Below are 23,010 nucleotides of genomic sequence, written 5' to 3' on the forward strand. Positions count from 1 at the left end.
CAGTTTTGGTAAATCTATCTGTACAACGTAAAGTGACCCACAAATTCTCTATCGTCTTTTTTATCATTCAATTTTAGAATGTACCAGTAATCTCCTGATGGAAGCTCTTCTCCGTTGTATTTTCCATCCCATTCTTGTCCTACACGATATGTTCCTATTTTACGACCGTATCTGTCAAAGATAGAGAAAACTAAGTCTTTATAGTTTACAGTACATCCAGGAGCCCAGGTATCATTTATATTATCTCCGTTTGGAGTAAAATTATTTGGAATACAAACGTCGATGTACGTAAAGTATCTAGTAGCCGTTGCAGTACAACCATTTGCATCTGTAACGGTAACGGTATAATCTCCTGATTTGTAAATTATAAAACTAGAAGTACTACCGTAGTTCTCGCCGTTGAAAGTATAAGTGTAGTTTCCTCCACCACCTGTTGCAACAGCAACGATCTCATTTAGGCCACCATCATTTAACACTAATGTCAATGGATTTACTTGAATCACTTCAAAATTTACGGTTGGTTGTTCGCAACCATTTAAATTTCTTGCTATTACGGTATGGAAACCAGGAGCCACATTAGTAAATATACTAGAGCTTTGGAAAGTTCCGCCGTCTATAGCGTAATCTACTTCAGAAGGATCCGTGATACTATCATCAATAGTTATTGTAACTGTATTAGCAGCAGCATTGTTTACACAATAGTATTGTACAACTGCTTTTGGATTCATCGTTACTGATTCTTTTAATGGTGCGGTTACAGTTGTAGTACAACCATTAGCGTCACGAATGTAAACCGTATGATCTCCACCAGCTAATTCTTTAAAGTCAAAGAACGTTTGCGTAAGTGATCCTGTGGTATAGGTTCCGTTTCTATCATCTAAACTCACACTGTAAGGAAGTGTCCCTCCTTCTATGTCAATACTAAATGCACCATCTTTATCACCAGCGCAGAACTCTTCTTTGATAGATCCAGCTATGTCGCTAAGTAATTCTAAAGGTTCTTTAATGGTTATATCTATTGGTCCATCCCCAATACATCCGTTTTCATCTTGAACCAAAACAGTATAGGTACCAGGAGCTAAACGATCAAATATAAATTGATCATCAAACTGACTTAAATTAGGAGATATAGCATATTTAATTTTTCCTGTTCCACCTGAAGCAGTAATTACAATTTTTCCATTATCAGAACCATTACAAGTTATATCACTTCCTACTGCTGAGGCAATTAATTTCGTATCAGGTTCTTTAATTAAAATTTTGTTTGGTGTTTCGAATTTACAATCACCACTAGTAACACGTACAATATAACTACCCGGAGGAAGGTTATCGAAATAACCGTCACTTTGAATTGGTCGAATTACCGTACCTAATCCATCTCCGCTCAATAATGTATATTTATAATCTCCTAAACCACCAACACCGCTTGCATCAATAGTTCCTGAAGCATCATTCTTACAATAAATGACTGCATTACTTAAGTCTAAGTTAAGATCTAAAGGTGTCAATGCATTTACAGTTATATTGTTTGAGATAAAACTCACACAATTTTTTGAATCTCTTACGTAATATTGATGATCTCCTAATCCTACTGCAAAAGTAATTGTTGATAAAAAACCTCCTTCGATGGTAGCAAAATTTGGATCAACACTATACTCGTATGGACCTGTTCCACCAGTTGCACTCAAAGTAAGTGTCGCATCATCTTCACAGGTTATACCAGTTGCAAGTGTTAAAGAAGCTTCAACCTTGGTTGGTTCTCCAATTACAATATCTAAAGTAGGCTGTGAAACACAATTTAATCCATCTACAACGCTTACAGTATATGTTCCTGCATTCAATCCTGAGAATACATTGCTAGTTTGCGGTGCTGTAGAGAAAACAGGATTCGCTGAAACGTAATTTAGTATGTACGAATAGTTAGTACCTTGACCTCCCGTTGGAAGACCCACTACTATTTCTCCATCATTACCGCCGTTGCATAAAAGTGTAGTAGCTGTAGCGCTTGCAGTAAACACAATTTGATCAGGAATCTTTAATGTAACTGTTGCTGTCTTGATACATCCGTATAAGTCCTTCACATTTACAGTGTAGGTTCCTGGAGTTAGGTTTTCGAAATAAAATTGATCAGAGTAAAGTACACTTACAGGCCCTACCAACTCGTATTGATATATTCCCCAACCTCCATCTGCAGAAACCGAAATTGTTCCGTCATTTCCTGGATCACAGGTAATAGGAGTAGCTGTTGAAAAAATTTCCAATTCCGCTGTAGGCCCTGCAATTGTAAAGTTTGTTTCGACCTCACAACTTGGAGTATTTACTAATTTAGCTTTTACATTATAAACTCCTGCAGGCAAATCAAAAAGATTCAGCGTTACTCCCGAAGTTGTTCCACTGCTAGGCTTTGGACCCGTAATAGTATAACTAAAAGCACCCGCATTACCAGGGTTTGGTTGATCGTCAACCATAGTTAAATCAATACTTCCTGTTAAACTACCGTAGCAAGTAACGTTTTTAACATTGCTGGCAACAATAGAAAAAGTATTAGGTTCATTTACATAATGAATCGTTTTGATACTACATCCTGTAGTTGGGTTTGTAACTGTTATTCTGTAACTTCCAACTGGTAATCCAGTGAAAGAGGCACTAGATGTTGTTACAGTTTGAGAATTTGTATATACAGTGCCATAAATACTTGTTGGCGGATTAGTGGATGTATTCGTAATCACATCTTCAACTAAAATAGTAACATTAGCAGGAACACCACCAATAGTACTAGCAGTAACAGTTATGTCTTCAGTATATGTAATACAAGTTATTGGAGTGTCTACAATAACATCAATCTCGTCTAAACCAATAAATGGATTGATCGTTGCGGTAGTAGTACCTATGCACCCATTGTTATCATAAACATTGATTACATAATTTCCTCCTAGTAAATCAGTTTCTGTATAAATAGGATTATCAACTCTTTGAACTGGGATAGGATTTCCATCTCTTAAGAATTCATAAATGGTATAAGTAGAAGAACCACCAGTTGCTGCTACAGTAATTGTAGCGTCATTAGTCCCGTTTCCTGTTGTACAACCGTATTCTGATACAGTTGGAGCTGCAACAACTATTGGAGCTGGTTTGTCAACAATTATAACTTTATCAACAAAACACCCTCTTCCAGAAGTTACTGTAACAGTATACGTATCAGCAGGAAGATTACTAAATACGTTATTCTTTAATAACATTCCAAGTGGAGATGGATTAATAGAATAAGTATAAACCGGATTGTTGTTTACTGTTGTTGTTGGAGTAACCATATTCACCGTAATAATACCATTGCTTTCTCCGTTGCAAATTACATCCGTTTTCGCCAAGGCGAAATCGATAACTTGAGTTGGATTTTCAATAAGAACGTCTACTGATTTAATACACAGTGTACCCAGATCCTTCACATAAAAAGTATAAGGAGTCGCTTTTGGAGCAAGATTACTAAATACATTTGATACAACGTAATTTGTACCATCAATACTGTACTCATAACTTGGTACGATTGTTCCACCAGAAGCCGTCAACGTTACTACACCATCTGCATTTATACAAGTTGGAGTAGTAGTAAGATCAAATAGCAATTGTAACGGTTCTAAAATAGTTACCGTTTCTGTAACCACACATTTGTTGGCGTCTCTAACATAAACAGTATGATTTCCTGTTGTTTGAACAGTTAATATATTGTTGTTCAGTTGCCATGTATTACCATCCAGACTGTATTCTAAATCTGTCGTAAATCCTGTAGCTGATACCGTAATATCATAAGTACCTGTAGTACTCGGACATTGTGTAGGTTCTGCTTTTGTAATTACGGGCATTGGGTCTTTAACAATCATTATTGGCATAGAAACTTCACAACCGTGATCATCTTTTGCCCAAAGTGTCCAAGGGAAGGCAGGATCTAAAATAGCAGTATCATAAACATCATATACTTTTGTATCTCCAGCTTTTACAAAAGCATAAGTATATCCCGGTGTACCATCAAAAGCAGTTGCTTTTATTTCAAAACCTCTATTACAATTGGCATTTTTAATTGTCACATAATTAACATCTAAAACAGCAGGTTCTTTTACTTCTATACTAACAGTAGCCTCACATTGAGTGGTATTGTCTACCACTTTTATTCCGTAAGTACCCGCTATCAGATTGGTTAATTCAATTGTGTCCGTTCCTACTAAAGTTTCGGTGCCTCCTGTTGGTCCAGTATAACTGTGAATAAATCCTGTCGCTCCAAAATCAGAAACTTTAAAAGTAATTTTTCCGTTCACTTCACCCTTACAAGCAACACCTACAACTTCTCCACTAACGGCTATTTTAATACCATCGTCTACAGTGGTAAGTTCTTGGTACGAACAACCATTAGCATCTGTTACTTTAAAAGTATAATCACCAGGAAGTAATCCTGAGAACCTTGCCGCTATCGAAGAATCAGGAACACTTATAGGTCCAAATAATGTTGGCGCAGTAGCTGTATTGGTTGCAATGATTTGAAATGATAACCCTCCTACTCCATTTGTTGCTTTCACATCTACAGTACTCGTTTGATTTGCAGCTGGCAAACAATAAATTGGGGTAGCATCAAAAGCTAAATCTGTTGGTTTGTTTAAAGGGTTAACGTTTACAGATTGCATTGCAGTTTCACAACCATTACCATCTTTTACCGTATAATTAATTGTTTGAATAGTACCATTAATATTATTAACAGTAATGTTATCTACAGTATCATACCCTTTACCAAAATCATAATAATACGGCAAAGTACCACCAGATGCAATCACTTTTACAGTAGTAGCAGTATCGCAATTTGTTTTAATTGCAAATGGAACTATTGTAGCTATTAATTGAACTGGTTCAACAATTACTGTTTGGAAAGTAGCTGAAATACAACCTATAGCATCCGTAACCACTACATCATAAGTACCCGCTATTAATCCCGTAAATATATTATTAGAAACTTGAACTTCTGGAGTACCAGCAGTTGGCAAAGTTCTAGTCACCGTATACGTATAAGGTCCTACTCCTGTTAAAGGATCTAAAATAACTTGCATTGTCGCAGTTCCTCCAGTACATTGTATTGCTGATGTTATTGGAGTTGAATCAATTACTGGTTTTACAGGATCTGTAACCGTTACTTTATCACTTGTTACCGTACAAGCAGGACTATTACTATCTCTAGTTACAAAATAGTAATCACCAGCAAGAGAAACATTGGCTGTAAAACTTGCTGTTGTATAGGGTACACCTACAGCAGTACCTCCAGGCGCTATTCCTGAATACAATTGAGTAGAATAAGTTCCTACTCCATCTTTAATATCTACTTTTATAGTTGCATCAATTGGACTTGCACAATATAAATCCTTAGTAAGTTCTACTTTTATAAGTAACTGTTTCTGAACAGTGTAACTCACAAATGCTTCACAACCATTATCATCTCTAATCCCTAATTTATAAGTACCAGGAGCTGTAAATATGGCTGTTGATGTAGCTAAATCAACACCATCTACTGTATAGAATTTAGTCGCATTATGAGCTGTTGTTAAACCATTTAAATCAACTGTTAGATCAGTTCCTGTAAAACATTGCTGTGCAGGAACTGAGATAGTTGGTGCAACATCTTTAGATACAGAAACATTGACCATAGCAGTACAATCATTAGCATCTTTTACATACACATCAACGCTCCAAGTTGTTAAAGCTCCAACTGTTACTGCATTTCCTAATGTTGCAGTATCTAATGTTGTATTTCCACTAAATACTGTAGGAGGGATCGCTGTCCCACCCTCAACAAAAGCATATTCGTAGTTTGCAGTTCCTCCAACTGGTACCATAGTAAATACTGAAAGAGCATCATTACAATTTACATTACTAGCGGTAGCAGTTATAGATAAATCAGCCGCTGGCTCTGTAATAATAACCGATTTAGTTATATCACAAAGTGTTGTATTGTCTGTAATTTTTACGGCATAAGTTCCAGCAATTAAATTAGATAAAGTAATTACATCTAAAGTTTTACTGCTAGAAGAAACCCATCCTGCTGGCGAAGCTGTCACCGACCAACTATAATTGGCTGGCACAGCAAAATCACTTGCTGTAAATGTTGCACTACCTGTTGCACCACCTTTACAATTAACGTTAGCGACAACTTGTTCTGCTAATTTTAACTTTGGTAATACTGGCACATTGAAAAATTCTTCATCCGTACAACCATTACCATCCGTAATTCTAAATACATAATCTCCAGCAATTAATCCTAAATAGATACCTGAAAGGTCTCCAGTAGTATTAGGCAAAGCAAGAGCAGGACCAGAAACTAATGTATAAGTAAGTGTACCTATTCCGTGAGTATGATTAATAGTTACATCGCTCACCAAACCAGGGCAAGTCATTGGTGTACTATCAAATGTAGTAATCACTGGAGGATCTAGCGCAGCAATAGTTTCAGGTATTGCAGCAACTACCGAAGTACAACCATTTGCATCTTTAACAATAATAGTATAAGAACCCGAAATTTTTGTAGTTAAAACGTTATTAGTAGAATAGTGTGCACCATTATCAAAACTATATTCTAAAGTTCCAGTACCTCCAGCAGCAGTAACCGTAATAGTTGCATCAGTTGGAAGATTTCCACCACCGCATAACATTTGCACAGTAGCAATATTTGAAACAGTGATTGGGGTTGGATCTGTTACTAGAACATCAATTGTTTCTTCACAACCTTTAGAGTCTCTAACATAATAAGCCACTGTACCTTCTAAAGCAGTCTGAGAAAAAATATTTGTAGTAGAATAAGTTCCTAATGCTCCTTTTTTGTATTCAAAAATTTCAGTTCCTCCTGTAGCATTTATTTCAACATTGGCGCTATTGCCTATACATGCAGGTGTAGCTACTTTTTTTGTTGGAACAATTGGAACTAAGGCATCAATTTTTGCTGTAGTTGTGGCTGTACAATTACCATCACTAACTAGGAAACTATATGTCCCAGCAGCTAAATTAGTAAAGACTCCAGAGGTCGCTCCAGAGGTATTTATAGTTGTACCTGCCGTAATTGTATAAGCATAAGCCGTATTATCTCCGCCATCCGCTACAACAGTAATGGCTCCATTTGGCGCAACAGTTTTACAATCTAATGGTGTAATTACAGTTGGGCTAAGGGTTAATTCTTCTTTAACAACATAAGGAGTTCGAGCAATACAATTATTACCGTCTTTAATTTCTAAAGAATAGGTTCCTGCAGCACTAATCGTAAAATTAGGACTTGGCTGAAAACGAGTACCATTAATGCTATACGTTGGAGTACCAATAGTAGAAGAACTAAAAGTTGAAAAATCTAAAGGAATATTCATTCCTGCAACAAAACACGGAGGTGTTTGTGCTGTGATTGCTGGAGGTAAATCATCTACTAATGTTACAAATGCATACTGAATACAACCATAAGCATCTTTTACATAAACAATATAATCGCCTTTGTCTTTTGCAAAAGTATTTGCAGTCATTGCAACAGTGAATGAAGCCGAAAAAGTAGCATTTAAAGGATCCGGATCTGTACCACTAATTATACCATCATTTAAATCATCAGGGAAAATTTGATATAAATAAGGATTTGTGATAGTTGCTGTACCATCTCTCGCAATAGCTGTAATAATTCCTGCATTGGCCACACAAGTATTAGAGTTTTTTGTTGTAGGTGCTGGAAGTGATAAAGCAATTGCAGATTGTGTGATACTAAATGGAACTGTAGTTACAGTACAACCAGCATTTGGACCAGAAGTTTCTTTAATCAAAACATAATATGTGCCATAAGCCAATCCAGCGTAAGTAGGTTTAGCTCCTAAACTAGTAACATTTAGCACACCGTTTATAACCGATGGCGAAGTAATTTGAGCAGGCACAGTCCCTGAATCAATAATTCCTGTAGATACTAATGTTCCTGCATTAAAAATTTCATAAGATACATTAACAGGTACAGTATAGACACTTTCTATTCTTAAATTAACAGAACCATCTGCTGATCCTTTACACGTTATTGGCACAGGTGTTGCAGTTGTAGTTAAAGTAGAACTAGAAGGAACTGTATTTACAAAAGTTTCATAATAGTAACATTTTGTATTTTCATCATATACAATAAACGTATAAGTAACTCCAGGAATCAAATTTGGTATTGTCGTTTTTAAACTATTTGGAGCATCTTCATCATACCAAACACCAACCTGTGGTGCAGTATATTGACTACCTGGTTGATAAATAGAAAAATGAAAAGGTAGTGCTCCTGGAAAAGTAGTATTTACCTTAACTTCAGCTGAACCTAAACTTCCACAAACTGGAGGTGTAGCGCTCACTGTAAGTCCTAAACCTCCTGGTGGTTGAGCAATAATAATATCTTTTTCAATCCAAGGACATCCATTTACATCAGTTACTACTATTTGATATAATCCAAAATCAATAATGTCAAAAATTTCACTATTAAGTGTACTTGTTGGGCTAACATTTAATCTTTCTTCATAATAACCAGAATCATTCGACACATAAACATTATATTTATCAGTTAGTGTGGTCGTTCCACCTGTAATGCTGGTTACCTCTATTCTTCCTTTTGTCTTACCTGACCCACCAAGATCACATGTAATATTAGTTGGTGTATATTGTACATCAATAGGATTCGGCTCATTTATCTTAATAGGCATTGTATCTGTACAACCTTTAGCATCGGTAACTGTAACTTCAAAAAATCCTGCAGGCAAACCTGAAGTTTGAGTGGTAAAATCTTTTAGAACCGCACTATATGTTACATCTGTATATTGCTTTACATTAAAAACATATGGTCCTTGTCCCTTTGTATTATCTATAACGATATCTATGCTAGCAGTAGCTGCTCCATTACATGTTATCTCTTTACCCAACGGAACTGTTACACTAATAATTACAGGATTAACTGGAACTATTACAGGAAGTACATTAGTTGTAACAGAACAACCATTAGCATCTGTGACTACAAATTTATAATTTCCTGCTGTAGTAATAGTATTTACTGTAAAAGTAGAAGTTGGAGCGTTAGCAATAGCACCAACTGCTGTATTGCCATCATACATTTGATAAGTAAATGGAGCTGTTCCATTCGTCATTTTTACTGTAATAGAGGCTGCGACTGGTGCAGAACAAGTAAGGTCTTTATCAGGAGTTGCCGCCGCGAATATTTGCTTATTTACAATATAATCTACAGTAGAAAGGCAATTATTAGCATCTTTTACTTCTAATTTATAAGTTCCAGCAGCTGTAATACTATAAGTTGCAGTATTTACTGGCAAACCAGCTACTACATCATTTGGTATTGTTACCCCATTTACAGAGTAAGTTAAAGCTCCAGTCCCTGGCTTAAGCGGATCTACAGAAAGGGTAATGTTAAAAGCAGTTCCAACAAAACATTGTAATGCTGGTAAATTTATCGCTAGATCTTTATCTTTAGCAATAGTAATTGGTAAAGAAGTTTCACAACCATTAGCATCTTTTACCCAAGCGTACCAAGTTGGTGTTGCAGGATCTAAATCTGCACTAGTTTTGTTTAAAACATAATCTCCGGCAGCTGGTTTTGCAGGTGATGGTGAAGTTATATAAGCATAGCTGTAAGGTCCTTTTCCACCACCACCTGTTACGGTAACTTTTGATAAGGGTTGCTTACAATTTGCATTTTTATTTGATGTTAATGCTAAAGTTAAATTAGACTCTGTTATAGTAAATATAACATCTGCAGTACAACCCGTAATATCATCAGTTAGTTTTAGTGTATATGCTCCTGCTGCTAATCCTGTTACATCTACTGTATTGGTAGATATACTACCAACTGGAACTGCTCCAGTACCAATTGTTAACGTTGCTGTATACGTTCCTGTACCAAATCCTGAAACTGAAATTTGTGCAGAACCTGTACTATCTCCTTTACAAGCAACATTTACTTGAGAGGTTAAAGAAGCTGTAATGCTTACAAGAGGTTTTACAAAATAGGAACCACTAACAGAACAACCGTTAGCATCAGTCACTTTGAAAACATAATTTCCTGTTGTTAAATCAGTAAATTCTCCAGGATTTGCAGTAGTATTTCCAGTAGTTGGACCAGAAACCATTGTGTAAGTTAACGTTCCAACTCCCGTACCTGCAGTTGCAGTAACAGTAACTGTACTTGTTTTATTAACAACAGGAGTACAATAAATAGTAGTTCCAGTAATACCTGTAATAGGATCTAATTTTGGACTGTTTAATCCTGCCACAGTCACAGTCAAAGCAGTTGCTAAAGTACAAAGATTTTTATCTTGAACTTGTACTGTTACATCTCCAGAAACTGATGTAGAATATGTATTTACAACATCAAACGCTCCTCCATTAAAACTATATTTATAAGGTCCTGTTCCAGTAGTAGGAGGAACAACAGTAATAATAGCATCTTGAGTTGCATTATTAGTTCCACAAGAAAGTTTAGTAGTTACCGAAGCTGTTGTTGCTAATTTAGTTGGTTCAGAAATTGTAATATCTTCTGAATGTGGACATCCTTTACCGTCTTTTATAAGTACATTATAAATACCTGCTTGTAAACCAGTTGCAGTTGCAGTCGAAAAAGTTGTAGCCCCTTTGGTAATTAAATAAGTAAATGGTGGTATTCCTGTTGGGTTTGTAATATTGATCACTCCATTACTACCGCCATTACAGCTTACTTGAGTTTCGTTATGACTAAATCCTGGTATAGTGTTCGGAGTTATTGTTATTGGGTTTGATATTGCTGCACAACTTGGGTTTGCATTATCCGTAACTCTAATTTTATAAATTCCGTAGGCAGTAACTATAAAAGGTGAAGTTACGGTAGTCCACGTACCTGTTCCATTAAGTTGTACTTCATAAGTAGAATAAACAGTTGTTCCTCCCGAAGCTACAAAACTAATTTCAGCATCGTTATCACAAGTTAAATCTTTTACTCTGGTTGCAGTAATAGTTAACTCTGGTTTTACTTCATAAGTCGCTGTTGCAGTACATCCTTTTGCATCTTTTGCTATAACAGTATAGGTTCCGTCGGCCGTAATATTATAATTTGTAACACCCAATCCTAATTCAGTTGTGTTTACAGTATAAGTATGAGCACCTGTACCAAGGTTAAAAAACGTACGTACATCTATCGCTGTTGGTGTTCCAGCTTTAAAACAGATTGTAGCTGGTGCAGGCGATTTTACACTTGGTGAAGCATCTCTAAAAATTGGGAATGTGAATGGACCAGCTGTACAATCATTTTGATCCATTATATATACATCCCAAGATAAATTAGATTGTGTTACTCCTGTATTAATTGTTGTATTATTTATATCAAATAAATTTGCAGCAGGCATTCCACTTCCTGCTATAACATAAGCGTACTTATAATTTAATTTTCCACCACTGGCAGTAACCACAATAGTAGAAGTAGATTGACCACAATTTACATTGGTTGCAGTAACACCCGTAATTGTAATTGCTGTAGCAGCACCAACTGTAACAGAGGCAGTATTTGATGTACAACCTGTTGCTTTATCTGTAACTGTTAATTTATAGATACCTGCACTTAATCCTGTTACTGATACTACGTCTCCTACTACACTAATTTGACCCACAGGAACTATTGGACTTATTGTATGAGTAAAATTCCCTGAGCTACTTGCGCCAGTTACTGTAAAAGTTGCTGTCCCATCTGTATTACCAACGCATTTCACATCGGTTTTTGCTCCTGAAACCGCTATTGTTGCAGCTGGAGCTATTGCTGTTGAAGCTTGTTTGGTACAACCATTTGCATCTTTTATCTCAAAAGTATAATCTCCTGATACTAAACCTGTGAATGTCCCACTATTTAATCCAGTTACATTTAAAGTTGCAGTTCCTGGTCCAGAAATAATTTTGTAGGTAAAAGGAGCAACTCCTGTTCCGGATACTACAACTGGAGTCAATGTTATACTTGTTGTAGTAAAACCAGGTTGACAGCTTATTGCTGCTGGAGTCGAAAAAGTAATTCCAGTCGGTGGATTATAAGCCGGTATTGTTATTATACCATCTTTGGTGCAACCATTAGCATCTTTTACCGAATAATTAAGATCGTAACCAATTGCTGTTTTGGTTGCTGTGTAAGTATTAGAAGTGTTATATCCACCTCCTTTAAAACTATACGTATAATCTGTAGTTACTAATCCTGCACCACCACTTCCAGAAGCAGTAACGATTGTAGAGTTACCACAAGTTTGTAATGGAATACTAGCAGATGCAATTACTACTGAAGGATCTACTAAATTAACCTTTAAAGTAGTGATACACTTATTACTGTCTTTTACATAAAAGGTGTATTCTATACCAGCTTTCAATCCTGTATAAAGAATAGTATTATCATAAAGAACCCCATCTTTACTATACGTATAAACTCCTGATCCACCATCTGGAATCAATGATACAGATCCGTTCGAAGCACCATTACATTTTGGGTTTACATTATTAAATCCTAAAGTTAAAGGATTTAAGGCCGCAATAGTAGCTTCGCTTGTTGTTGTACAATTATTGGCATCAGTAATCTTAAATTTGTAATTTCCTGAAACTGCAGTAGTATAGGTAAATTTTCTTTCATTAGTAGTTGTAACAGCTGTAGGTTGTACAAGACTACCAGTATTTGAACCCGCAGTAAGCGTTACCGTAAATGGTGCTTTACCTCCTGTAATTGTTCCTGTAATGACAGCTTGATTGGCAGGTGCTGGCTTACAACTTAAAGGAGTTGTAACTGGAGTTACCGTAACTAATTTAGCACTAATCGTTTGAGTAAGTACATTGGTTTTACAACCGTAGCTATCGGTGATTTCAAATTCGTAGGTTCCTGCATTAGTTACATTATATGTAAGGATTGGTCCATTGAAAGTAGCACTTGAATTACTTTTCGTTCCACCATTATATATTGTAGTATAAGTATAAGGACTTACACCTCCGGTTATTTTTATTTTAATTTCTGCAGTAGAATCAAAACACAGATTTGAAGGTTCAAATAAAGCAGTTGGTGGCACTGCAGCAACCACTTCTACTTTTGCTAAAACTGCGGATTGACAAGAATTTAAATCTTTTGCAACAACGGTATATTTCCCAACCAATACATTAGTGAATTCTCCCGAAGTCTGAAAAGGCTGCACAATTGTTGTACCATCTTCTTTTCTAAGTTCGTACTTATATCCTGGAGTTCCACCAGATGCCTCGGCAGTAATGGTAGCTCCAAAAAGACAAGTGGCCTTTGTCGTCACATCAGCTTTAATTTTTAAAACAGCTGGGTTTTTAATTTCTTGACTTACTGGGAAAGTACAACTGCTAGCAGTATTGTCGTAACGAATTTTAATCATATAAATACCGCTAGGCAAACTAGTTAATGTTTTACTACCACTTGTCGCACCACCACCAGGTATTACAGTTTGCCAACTACCAGTACCAACTTGATATTGAAACCCTTTTATTGGATCAAAATTTTTGGCTGATAAAGTTATTTCACCATTTGTTTCACCATTACATTGTACATCTTTGTATCCTGTTATTCCAGCTGAAAAAGCTTTGCTCCCGTCAACAACTAAAGGAAAAGCAGCCACTGTGTTACATGCCTTTGGCATTTGAGTAACTACCAAATCATCTACCGCGAAATCAATACCATCAACCTGCGAAATTTCTAATCTTAATACAAAATCCAAAGTTGTATTATTGCCTGGATTAATTATTCTTGTATACTCTACCCAGCCATTAGTTTTAGGTATACCACCAGTAGATTTTGAGTCCAAAGCTACTCCATTCGCATCTTGCAATTCTACAGTAAGAGATGCATCTGGCTGATTATTTCCAATCTTTAATAAGTTTGTACCAACAAATGTAACCTTTACTGGTTGGTTTGGAATAATGTCTTTAATTGTTTTTCTATAAAGCACTGCATTATTCGGAATTGCAGATCCAGCATCAACTGCTAAATATCTTCCATTAGGATCTTTTCCTCCACTTGTATGATCTATAGGATTATGCCATCCACTATATGGATTGTTTTTTAATGAATTGGTAACCGTATATTCACCATTACCAAATAATTTATTTCCATTACATTTTGTTGCTTCTACTTGTCTCTCCCAACAAAAAGCTGCATTAATACCCGGCGAACTTACATCTGGTCCCGACCCAAAAGTCTCTCGCAATAAAACGCTCTCTGTTGGAACACTCAGTACATTATAACTTACTGTAACCGTATGATCTCCTTGACTTACATTTTTAAAAACGTTAGTAGGACTATTTGTGTTGAGAACTCCATCTAAATAATACTCATAACTAAAACTTTCAGTTCCATTCTTGATGGCTGTTACAGTGGTGGTTGCTGTCCCATCACAATTAAAAGAAGGACTATCAACTTTAATGGTCGGAGCTAGAGGTTTTTCACCTAGAGTAATTGGATCTAATGCTACTATACAATTTGCATCTTTAATATAAAGGATAATGTTTTTTCCTGGATTTATAAATCCCTCTTTTGACGTTGTCCAAGTACTTTGATTATCATAACTATACAAATAAGGACCTGGATTTGGCGCTAAAATGGGAACCCCACCTTCAGCATTCGTAATCCTAACTTTACCTTGAAGTTCATTTCCTGCTGGTCCACAACCCGATAATTCTGCAACACCTGCAGATGCAGTCAATGCAGTAGTTAGCCCAATTGAAATAGGAATGTCTGGATCAATACAATAATTACCGTTGTTACCCTTTCTATACTGAACACTTATTATATAGTTTTCTGGAGCACGATTAGGATATTCTATGTATCCATTAACAATGTTATAAGTTTCTCCATTAATTCTAGCATTAACATTATAACCTTTAGCATCAATTATTGTAACTTTTATTGTACCGTTCGGACTGCTACAACTACCATCGGATTTAGTAACGGTATAAATAGGCTTGTCAACAACAGGAACTGTAACCTTTGTGTCAATGAAACATCCATTTGCATCTGTGACACGAATAGTATAAATACCCGATTTTGATGTAATAATACTTTTATTTGTACCATTATTGACAAATGCAGCTCCATCAATACTCACTGAGTATGTGTAAGGTGTAGTTCCTCCACTTAGATTTTCTACCAATATAATACCTGTATCATTACAAGCCGTTAAATCGTTTGAAATTCTCGCAGAAGCTTTGATAACATTTGGAGCATCAACAATATTAACTGTTTTAGAATCTATCATACAGTTAGAACCTTCAACAGTGGTCTCAAGATTATAGCTACCTGAAGCTAAACCCGTAAAAATATACTCCGAATCACCTGTTAAGTTAGATGTAGCTGTAAAACCTGGTTTTGTAATTTTGTATTTGTATTGTTGTTTAACATCACTAGAAATAACTCTGATACTTCCTAATGCACCACTGCATTTTGGAGAAATAATTTCTGTAACTACAGAAAAATTGACATTCTTAATATCTAAATTAATTACCTTGAATTCACATGACCCGATTACACCTTTGATTCTAATAAATGCAGTGTAATTTCCTGGTGTACTAGTAATAAAAACATTGCTATCCTGCCATGTTCCTGGAGAACCAGTAGTTGTAAAACTATACTCATATCCATTACCAAATCCTCCTACAGTTATTTTTCCAGCAATTTTGCAGCTACTCCCGTAATTAACAATATCACTTTTAGTAGTAGCAGTTGGTATTAATGTATTTTGATAAACATTAAAATAGTGTGTGTAGGGAGTAGAATTTTTATCTAAAATAGTAACACGAAATTGACCTGCTGCATTTGCTAAAAAATCCATACCTGTTGATACTTTTACCCAACAAGATTGGCTTGCAGTTAAGTTTGCACAATCAGTATTAGATACAGTAGAGCAACTACCACCTGAAATAAATCTTTCCCAAATAATTGATTTAGCATCTATTATTCCAGTTTCAATCATTCTAGAATCATTCCCTCCACATAAAAATAACTTCGGCAGTAGCCTTCCATCATTTGGGCATTCAGAGACCTGTCCAGAATACGGTAATTGTGCATACTTTATTACTGGATTAATACTAGGATCTGGTGGTAATGTAGCATTAATTTCCTCCTTTGAATTCTCGAAGTTTTTTGAAAAAAAATTTACTTTCCCTATTTGAAAAATATCTTTTGCAACATCTTTTTCATGTTTTGAAACATAAGATACTATGTTTTGCGAATAGGAAAGAAAACTTTGTAAAAAAATAATAGTAAACAAACTTATTTTAAAAAAAGTAGTTTTATGCATGGTATTTATTGTATTAAAGTTTTGGGAGGATTTGGGAGCCCATAACTTGGTTTTTTTCAATCAAAATAATTTGATTGTGGTTGTACTTTAACTGTTTTTTGTTCTAACAAAAGTTAGATTTTTTTTCACTTTTAATTTGATAAAAATGTATATATAAAATTCTAGAATTGGTTTTTACACCAATTCTAGAATTATTGTATTGTATTAAACTTTACTGCTCATGATACTAATTTTCGACTCTTACCATTACCATTTTTCCATTATAAGGTTTATTCCCTTTTGAATCTTGCACTTGTTTTGCTTCTTCAATAGAGTCAAACTTAGTAAAGTAAATAAAATATTTACTTGTATTTACATCGTAAAAGAAATTAATATTTTTCTCTCCTGCAGCAACCACTTTTCGTAAGAATTCATCTCTTTTGGCAACATCACTGTGTACTGCTAGTACTAAATAATATCCACCTTCAACATTCTTAATACTCTTAATGATCTGCATATTAGATTGTTCTTCACCATAATTAAAATCCTGCGGTTTAAATACTTCTTTACTGAGTGGCGTTGTTTCTTTAATACGTTTTAGGGTTGCCATGTCATTAGCGTAGCGACCTTGATCATTTTCAAAAGAAGCACGTTTGATTCTTCTTTTCTTTTCGATTTCAGTTTCCACTTTAATTTTTTCTAATGATGCTAATAAATTAGTATTCGTCTGTAAAACTTTAGCTTGATCTGCTTTTAAGGCTTCAATAGTTTTTAAATAATACAGCGTAGTTGGATCATTTTTATTTCCTTTTTTAAGTCTCTCATTATATAAATTTTCTAATGAAACAATTTTATTATTTTGACTTTTGTTTAACTCAGCAATACTAGCTTGTAAAGCAGCTAGAGCATTGTTTTGTGCAGAAATACTTTTGAAAGGTTTAGGCTCTTTAAAGATTCCTTTATCACTTAAATCGTTTTCCTCTTTTAATTCATTAAGTTCTTTATCTCTTTCAGCAACTGTTGCATCTAATTTACTTAACAAATCTTTTTGACCACTTTCAGATTCCGTTATAAATTGACTCAAATCTTTCATGGCTCTGGCATTATCGTCCTTGCCTTCTAAAATATTTTTTTCTTGCGCTAATGCTATTGCTTTCGCTTTGGCATCGGCAGCCAATTTTGCTTCCGCATCTAATTTTTCCTGAACTAAAGCAGCTGCTTTGGCCTGAGCTTCAAGTGCTAATCTTGCTTTATTCTCTATATCTGCTTTTGCTTGAGTCTCTGCAGCTAGTTTAGCATTCGCTTCCGCTGCTAATTTTGCTTTAGCTTCTGCTTCGACTTTTTCTTTTGCTAATGCTGTAGCTCTGGCTTGAGCCTCTGCAGCCAATTTAGCATCTACTATTGCTTTAGCTTTAGCTTCTGCTTCTAATTTTTCTTTCGCTTGTGCTACTGCTTTTGCTTGAGCGTCTGCAACCAATTTAGCGTCTGCTATTGCTTTGGCTTTAGCTTCTGCTTCTAATTTTTGTTGCGCTAATGCTGCAGCTTTCGCTTGAGCTTCTGTCGCTAATTTAGCATCAGTCTCCGCTTTAATCTTAGCGGCAGCTTCTTGTTTCTCTTTAGCTAGTGCTGCAGCTTTAGCTTGAGCTTCTGCCGCTAATTTTACATCGGCTTCGGCTTTAATTTTCGCTTCTACAGCTAATTTTTCTTTAGCTAAGGCTGCTGCTGCTTTCGCTTGAGCATCTGCTTCTTGTTTCTCTTTAGCTAATGCTGCTGCTTTAAGTTGGGCTTCCGCAGCTAGTTTAGCATCGGCTTCCGCTTTAATTTTAGCTGCTGCATCTAATTTTTCTTTTGCAAGGATTGCCGCTGCTTTTGCTTGCGCATCTGCATCTTGTTTCTCTTTAGCTAATGCTGCAGCTTTGGCTTGCGCTTCAGCTGATAGTTTAGCATCGGCTTCTTGTTTCTCTTTTGCTAGTGCTGCTGCTTTTAGTTGTGCTTCCGCAGCTAGTTTAGCATCAGATTCCGCTTTAATTTTAGCTGCTGCATCTAATTTTTCTTTGGCTAAGGCTGCCGCTGCTTTCGCTTGAGCATCTGCTTCTTGTTTCTCTTTAGCTAATGCTGCAGCTTTGGCTTGCGCTTCAGCTGATAGTTTTGCATCTGATTCTTGTTTCTCTTTAGCTAGTGCTGCTGCTTTGGCTTGCGCTTCAGCTGATAGTTTGGCATCGGCATCCGCTTTAATTTTAGCTGCTGCATCTAATTTTTCTTTGGCTAAAGCTGCCGCTGCTTTCGCTTGAGCATCTGATTCTTGTTTTTCTTTAGCTAATGCCGCTGCTTTGGCTTGCGCTTCAGCTGATAGTTTGGCATCTGATTCGGCTTTAATCGTAGCTGCAGCATCCAATTTTTCTTTGGCTAGTGTTGCTGCTTTGGCTTGAGCTAGAGCCTTTGCTCTTGCGTCTGCATCTGCTTTGACTTTTGCTTCAGCATCCAATTTAGCTTGAGCTAGTGCTGCTGCTTTTGCCTGCGCTTCTTTGATTCTATCGTTTTCCGTTTGTTTTGGCTGTGCTAATGCCGCTGCTCTTGCTGCTGCGTCTGCTTTAATTTTGGCATCTGCGTCTGCTTTAGCTTGTGCTACTGCCGCTAGTTTTGCTTGAGCCTCTGCTGCTAATTTAGCTTTTGCATCTTCATTTGCTTTAAGTTTAGCGGCTGCATCTGCTCTAGCTTGAGCTAGTACAGCTGCTTTGGCTTTATTCTCCGCTTCTAACTTAGCTTTTGCATCAGCAACTGCATTGTTTTTTGGTGCTACAGCAGGTTTTGGTTTACTAGCAATGTTTTTTGGTGCTTGAGTCGTGTTGATTATAGCGCCTTCAATCTCATCATCATCTTGATAGTATTTGTTACTTTTAAATTTATAGGCAAGGGAAATTTCATGTGAAGAACCAAAATTAGAAAGACTACCAGTAGCCTTTTCATAATTATATTCGATAGAAATTTTTGGAGTTAAGTTTAAACCCAAACCTCCAGACATTCCGTACAAAGTATTGTATCCACCTTGTGCCCAAACACCACTAGGAATAGCAAAAATGACCAATCCTGAGATAACTGTTTTTTCTTTTTTAAGCTCTGTTCTTACCAAAGCAGAAAACTTACTTCTATCAAAAAAACCATTGGTTTCTAAATATCCTGTATGCATTGCATGTAACTCAATACTTTTCTCAGGATCATCCTGAACCATTTTTGAAGTCTTAATATTGTACAAGAATACATTATTAATAGAGGCTCCAAAATCTAGGAAGGCTGTACCATAATTAATTCCTGGATTAATAGATAATAAAAAATTAGAAGGAATATTATCTAATGAAGGATCTGGATAATTCGTAATAACTTTCGCAGTATTCAAACCACTTTTATAAAAGGCTAAATTTAATCCAAAAGTTAAGTTACTATCTTGATCTAATTCTACGTTTTGAGCAAAATTTAGGACACCTCCAAAGGTGGTTAAAACTCCGTAATTTTGTTGAAAAACACCCACAGAAACCCCTTGATTTTCTCTAAAACGACCTGAATAACCAAACATATAAGTTTGAGGAGCATTATCGAATTGAACCCATTGTCTTTTGTTGTAAAAGCTAATAGTACTCCCTTGTTCCCGAACAAAACTAAAAGTTGGATTGATTAAAAAGCGATTAAATTTTAATGAATTTCTGATTGGTAATGTAAACGAAACAACTCCATCCTCTTTGACTATGTCTTGAGAATAGAGTATTTGATTTGAAACGTAAAAAAAGATAATGAATAGTAAAAGTTTCTTCATATTATTTAATCAAAGTTATAGAACCTTTTTTTACTTTTTTATCTTTTGTTGTAATAATGTAATAAAAGACTGGGTTTATATTTTTGAAATCCATAGAGCTTTCGGGCCAATTATTTTGATAATTATCAGTTTTTAAAACTTGTTTCCCTGAAGCGCTTATTATCTGAACTTCAGTATTAGTTCCTCCTAAATATTCTTGCGGAATAACCCAAGTATCATTTATATCATCTCCATTAGGACTAATAAGATTTGGTATTGAAGTTACACTTGCGTCTATAATAGGATACTTAAATGTAAAATTAAATGTTTTAGTAGATGCACAACCCGTAGCTTGATTTATTACCAGACTATAATCTCCTGCAGTAGTAATATCATAACTATTTGATGTGGCTGCAGGCACTATTATTCCATTTTTAAACCATTGAAAAGTAGGATTTATAGCTGTAGTAGTGGCAATAACAGTTTTTGACTCTCCCTCTTGTAATGTAACTACATCTGGGATATTTATACTGCTGTTAAATTGGATTTCTTGTAAATTTATTATTGAAGTATTAACACAGCCACCCAAATCAACTTTAACAGAATAGGAACCCGCTTTATTGGCGTCATAAGTGATTGAAGTTGCACCATTAATTGCCACATCATCAAGATACCACTGATAACTATTTGCTACTTGACTTGTTAAAGTTGTTGCTCCTTGTGAAGCACAAAAAGGATTTCCTTTACTTGAGGTAATATTTGAAATTTGAACAGATGCAGACTCAACTCTTACACGATTGGAATAAGAATTAGAAGTACAAGAACCATAATTGGTTTCTACATAATAAGTACCCGGTTGATTTACCGACAGACTGGTTGTAGTTCCCACTAAAATAGGATTAGGTAAAGCTTCCTTGTACCACTTATAAGTTAAAGAGGGATATTTAAGAGGAGAATCATTTGTACCAGTACCTGGATTATCAATTTTTAAAACATAACTACCACCTGAACAATAACTAGCTGTAGCCACAAAATTATTGATTGAAAAAGGACTGTTTTGAATTTGATAGTAGGCTGAGAAAGAAACAGATTCTGCGCTTGTTTTTGCAGGGTTAGTACTTCTTACTCTGATTTTATAATTTTCTCCACCCGTATTTTGAGGAAAAGAAAAGTTTAAACTTCCTTTAGAAGTAGTTATTGCACCTGGATTACTGCTAACAAGTATAACAGCACTAGAGAATGAGCCATTAGCATCCGACAATTCTACAATAAATTGATTACTGAGATTTAATGCCGATTGTGGCGAAAAGCTAAATTCAACTTTAAATGGAGCAGTTGAATTATAAGACTCATCTGCACAAACTTGTGTAAAGTTAAGTACAGGTGAGCCTATAGATATTTGAGAATATGTAGTGCTAATTGATAAAAACAGCACTAAAAGTAATAAACACGAAAAATATTTTTTTACCATGGGAGCAATAGCTGAACTCTTCTTAATATAGTATAACTAACAAATATAACTTAGTGAAAAAAAAGGAATCCCTACATAAGTTAAAATTCACACTATTTTCAATTGAAAACTATTTATCTACATTAGAAGCAACAATTTTTCCAATTTTCAATCTGAAGTCTGGTCTTTTGTTATTTAAGAAGTCAATAAAGGTTTCGTTGTTATCGCTTTTAGAATAAAAATTAGCGAATGAACTATTACCATACCAACCTTCTAAATCTTCGTTATTAGTATTAAACTCTGTAAATATATTTCCGTTACAGAAATTAAAATACATGTGTTCAAATTTAATTCTTTTTAGATTTTTGTCATTGATTTCAATTTTACTATCTAACAAAACAGCTGGATTAAAACCTGATATTACTGTTTTTCTACATTCTAAAGATGAATTTTCCGAAACATAAATAGCCTCTTTAATCAAACCTGAAGCGATATCAACAGCAATGTTTTCACTACCATTTACTAAAGTAAGGTTTGTAGCTACAACTAATGTTTGTTTTTTTGCAAAATCTACTTCATCTTTAGTAGTGTAAGAAGCAACATCTAAACATCTTGAACCATTTTGATTAGATAAAAACGAAGAACGAATCGCTAATGAATTATCAATTTGGCATTGCGTACCATAATTAAATTTGTAGTCATTACTGCTAGATTTAAAAGAAACTAGTTTATTCAATTTCACTTCTCCTCCTAAAACTTCAAAAGAATCACCTCCTGAAAAACTAACCATAACATTTTCAACTACAGTTTTATTTCCTACTCCACATAACAATAAAGAATTAAAATTCTCTGTACCTTTTAATTTTGCACCTGCAAATTCTATTCTTACAAATCTTAAAATTCCTGAATTACTTGCAGCGTTAGTTCCACCGAAAGCAGTTAACGCAGGATTAAGTTCAAAATTGGCTGCTGAAACACCACCAAATCTATTTATAGGTGCATCTCCTAATAAAATTATTCCTCCCCAATCTCCAGCTTTTTTTAAGCTTTTGTTAGAAGTAAAAACAATAGGATCTGTATCTAAACCATCTGCTATTAAAGTAGCTCCTTTAGTAATTACTAAAGATGCTTTTGATTCAGAATCACAAATAATTACTGTTCCCGGATCAATTGTAAGCGTAGCATTATTTGTTACGTATACATTCCCTTGTAATAAGTAAATATTTTTCTTTTCTAATTTTGTATTTACAGAAATATTACCAGCTAAAATTCTGTTGGCTTCTCCGTATTCTTGTTTATTAGGCTTAAAATCTGTCCAATTGTTTAACCAATTATTAGATCCTATTATTCCTTTTTCCTGTTGTGCAGTAACACTTCCAGCTATCAAAAGAAACACGCCAATAAGTTTAGTAATGTTTTTCATAATATTATTAATAAAGGTTTATTTTTTTTTACTGATTTTA

The 23,010-nt window shown here is 35.2% G+C and carries 4 protein-coding genes; all 4 read right to left on the reverse strand.

Annotated features, from left to right (window positions below; translation table 11 throughout):
- Positions 1–14 precede the first annotated feature (14 nt).
- The gene (locus tag H2650_RS02865) at positions 15–16,301 is read right to left on the reverse strand and encodes a T9SS type B sorting domain-containing protein (RefSeq protein ID WP_223151063.1); all 16,287 of its coding nucleotides are present in this window, start codon (positions 16,299–16,301) and stop codon (positions 15–17) included.
- A 256-nt stretch (positions 16,302–16,557) separates the two neighbouring features.
- A complete protein-coding gene (locus tag H2650_RS02870) occupies positions 16,558–20,118 on the reverse strand; it encodes a type IX secretion system membrane protein PorP/SprF (protein WP_188049248.1) in 3,561 nt (1,186 codons plus the stop codon).
- Position 20,119: 1 nt separating this feature from the next.
- A complete protein-coding gene (locus H2650_RS02875; protein WP_188049249.1) occupies positions 20,120–21,568 on the reverse strand; it encodes a gliding motility-associated C-terminal domain-containing protein in 1,449 nt (482 codons plus the stop codon).
- Between the two features lie 109 nt (positions 21,569–21,677).
- Positions 21,678–22,970: a hypothetical protein gene (locus H2650_RS02880; RefSeq protein WP_188049250.1), complete on the reverse strand. Its 1,293-nt coding sequence runs from the start codon at positions 22,968–22,970 to the stop codon at positions 21,678–21,680.
- Positions 22,971–23,010: the final 40 nt, after the last annotated feature.

The sequence above is a fragment of the Flavobacterium sp. GP15 genome (assembly GCF_014281985.1).
Lineage (GTDB): Bacteria > Bacteroidota > Bacteroidia > Flavobacteriales > Flavobacteriaceae > Flavobacterium > Flavobacterium pygoscelis.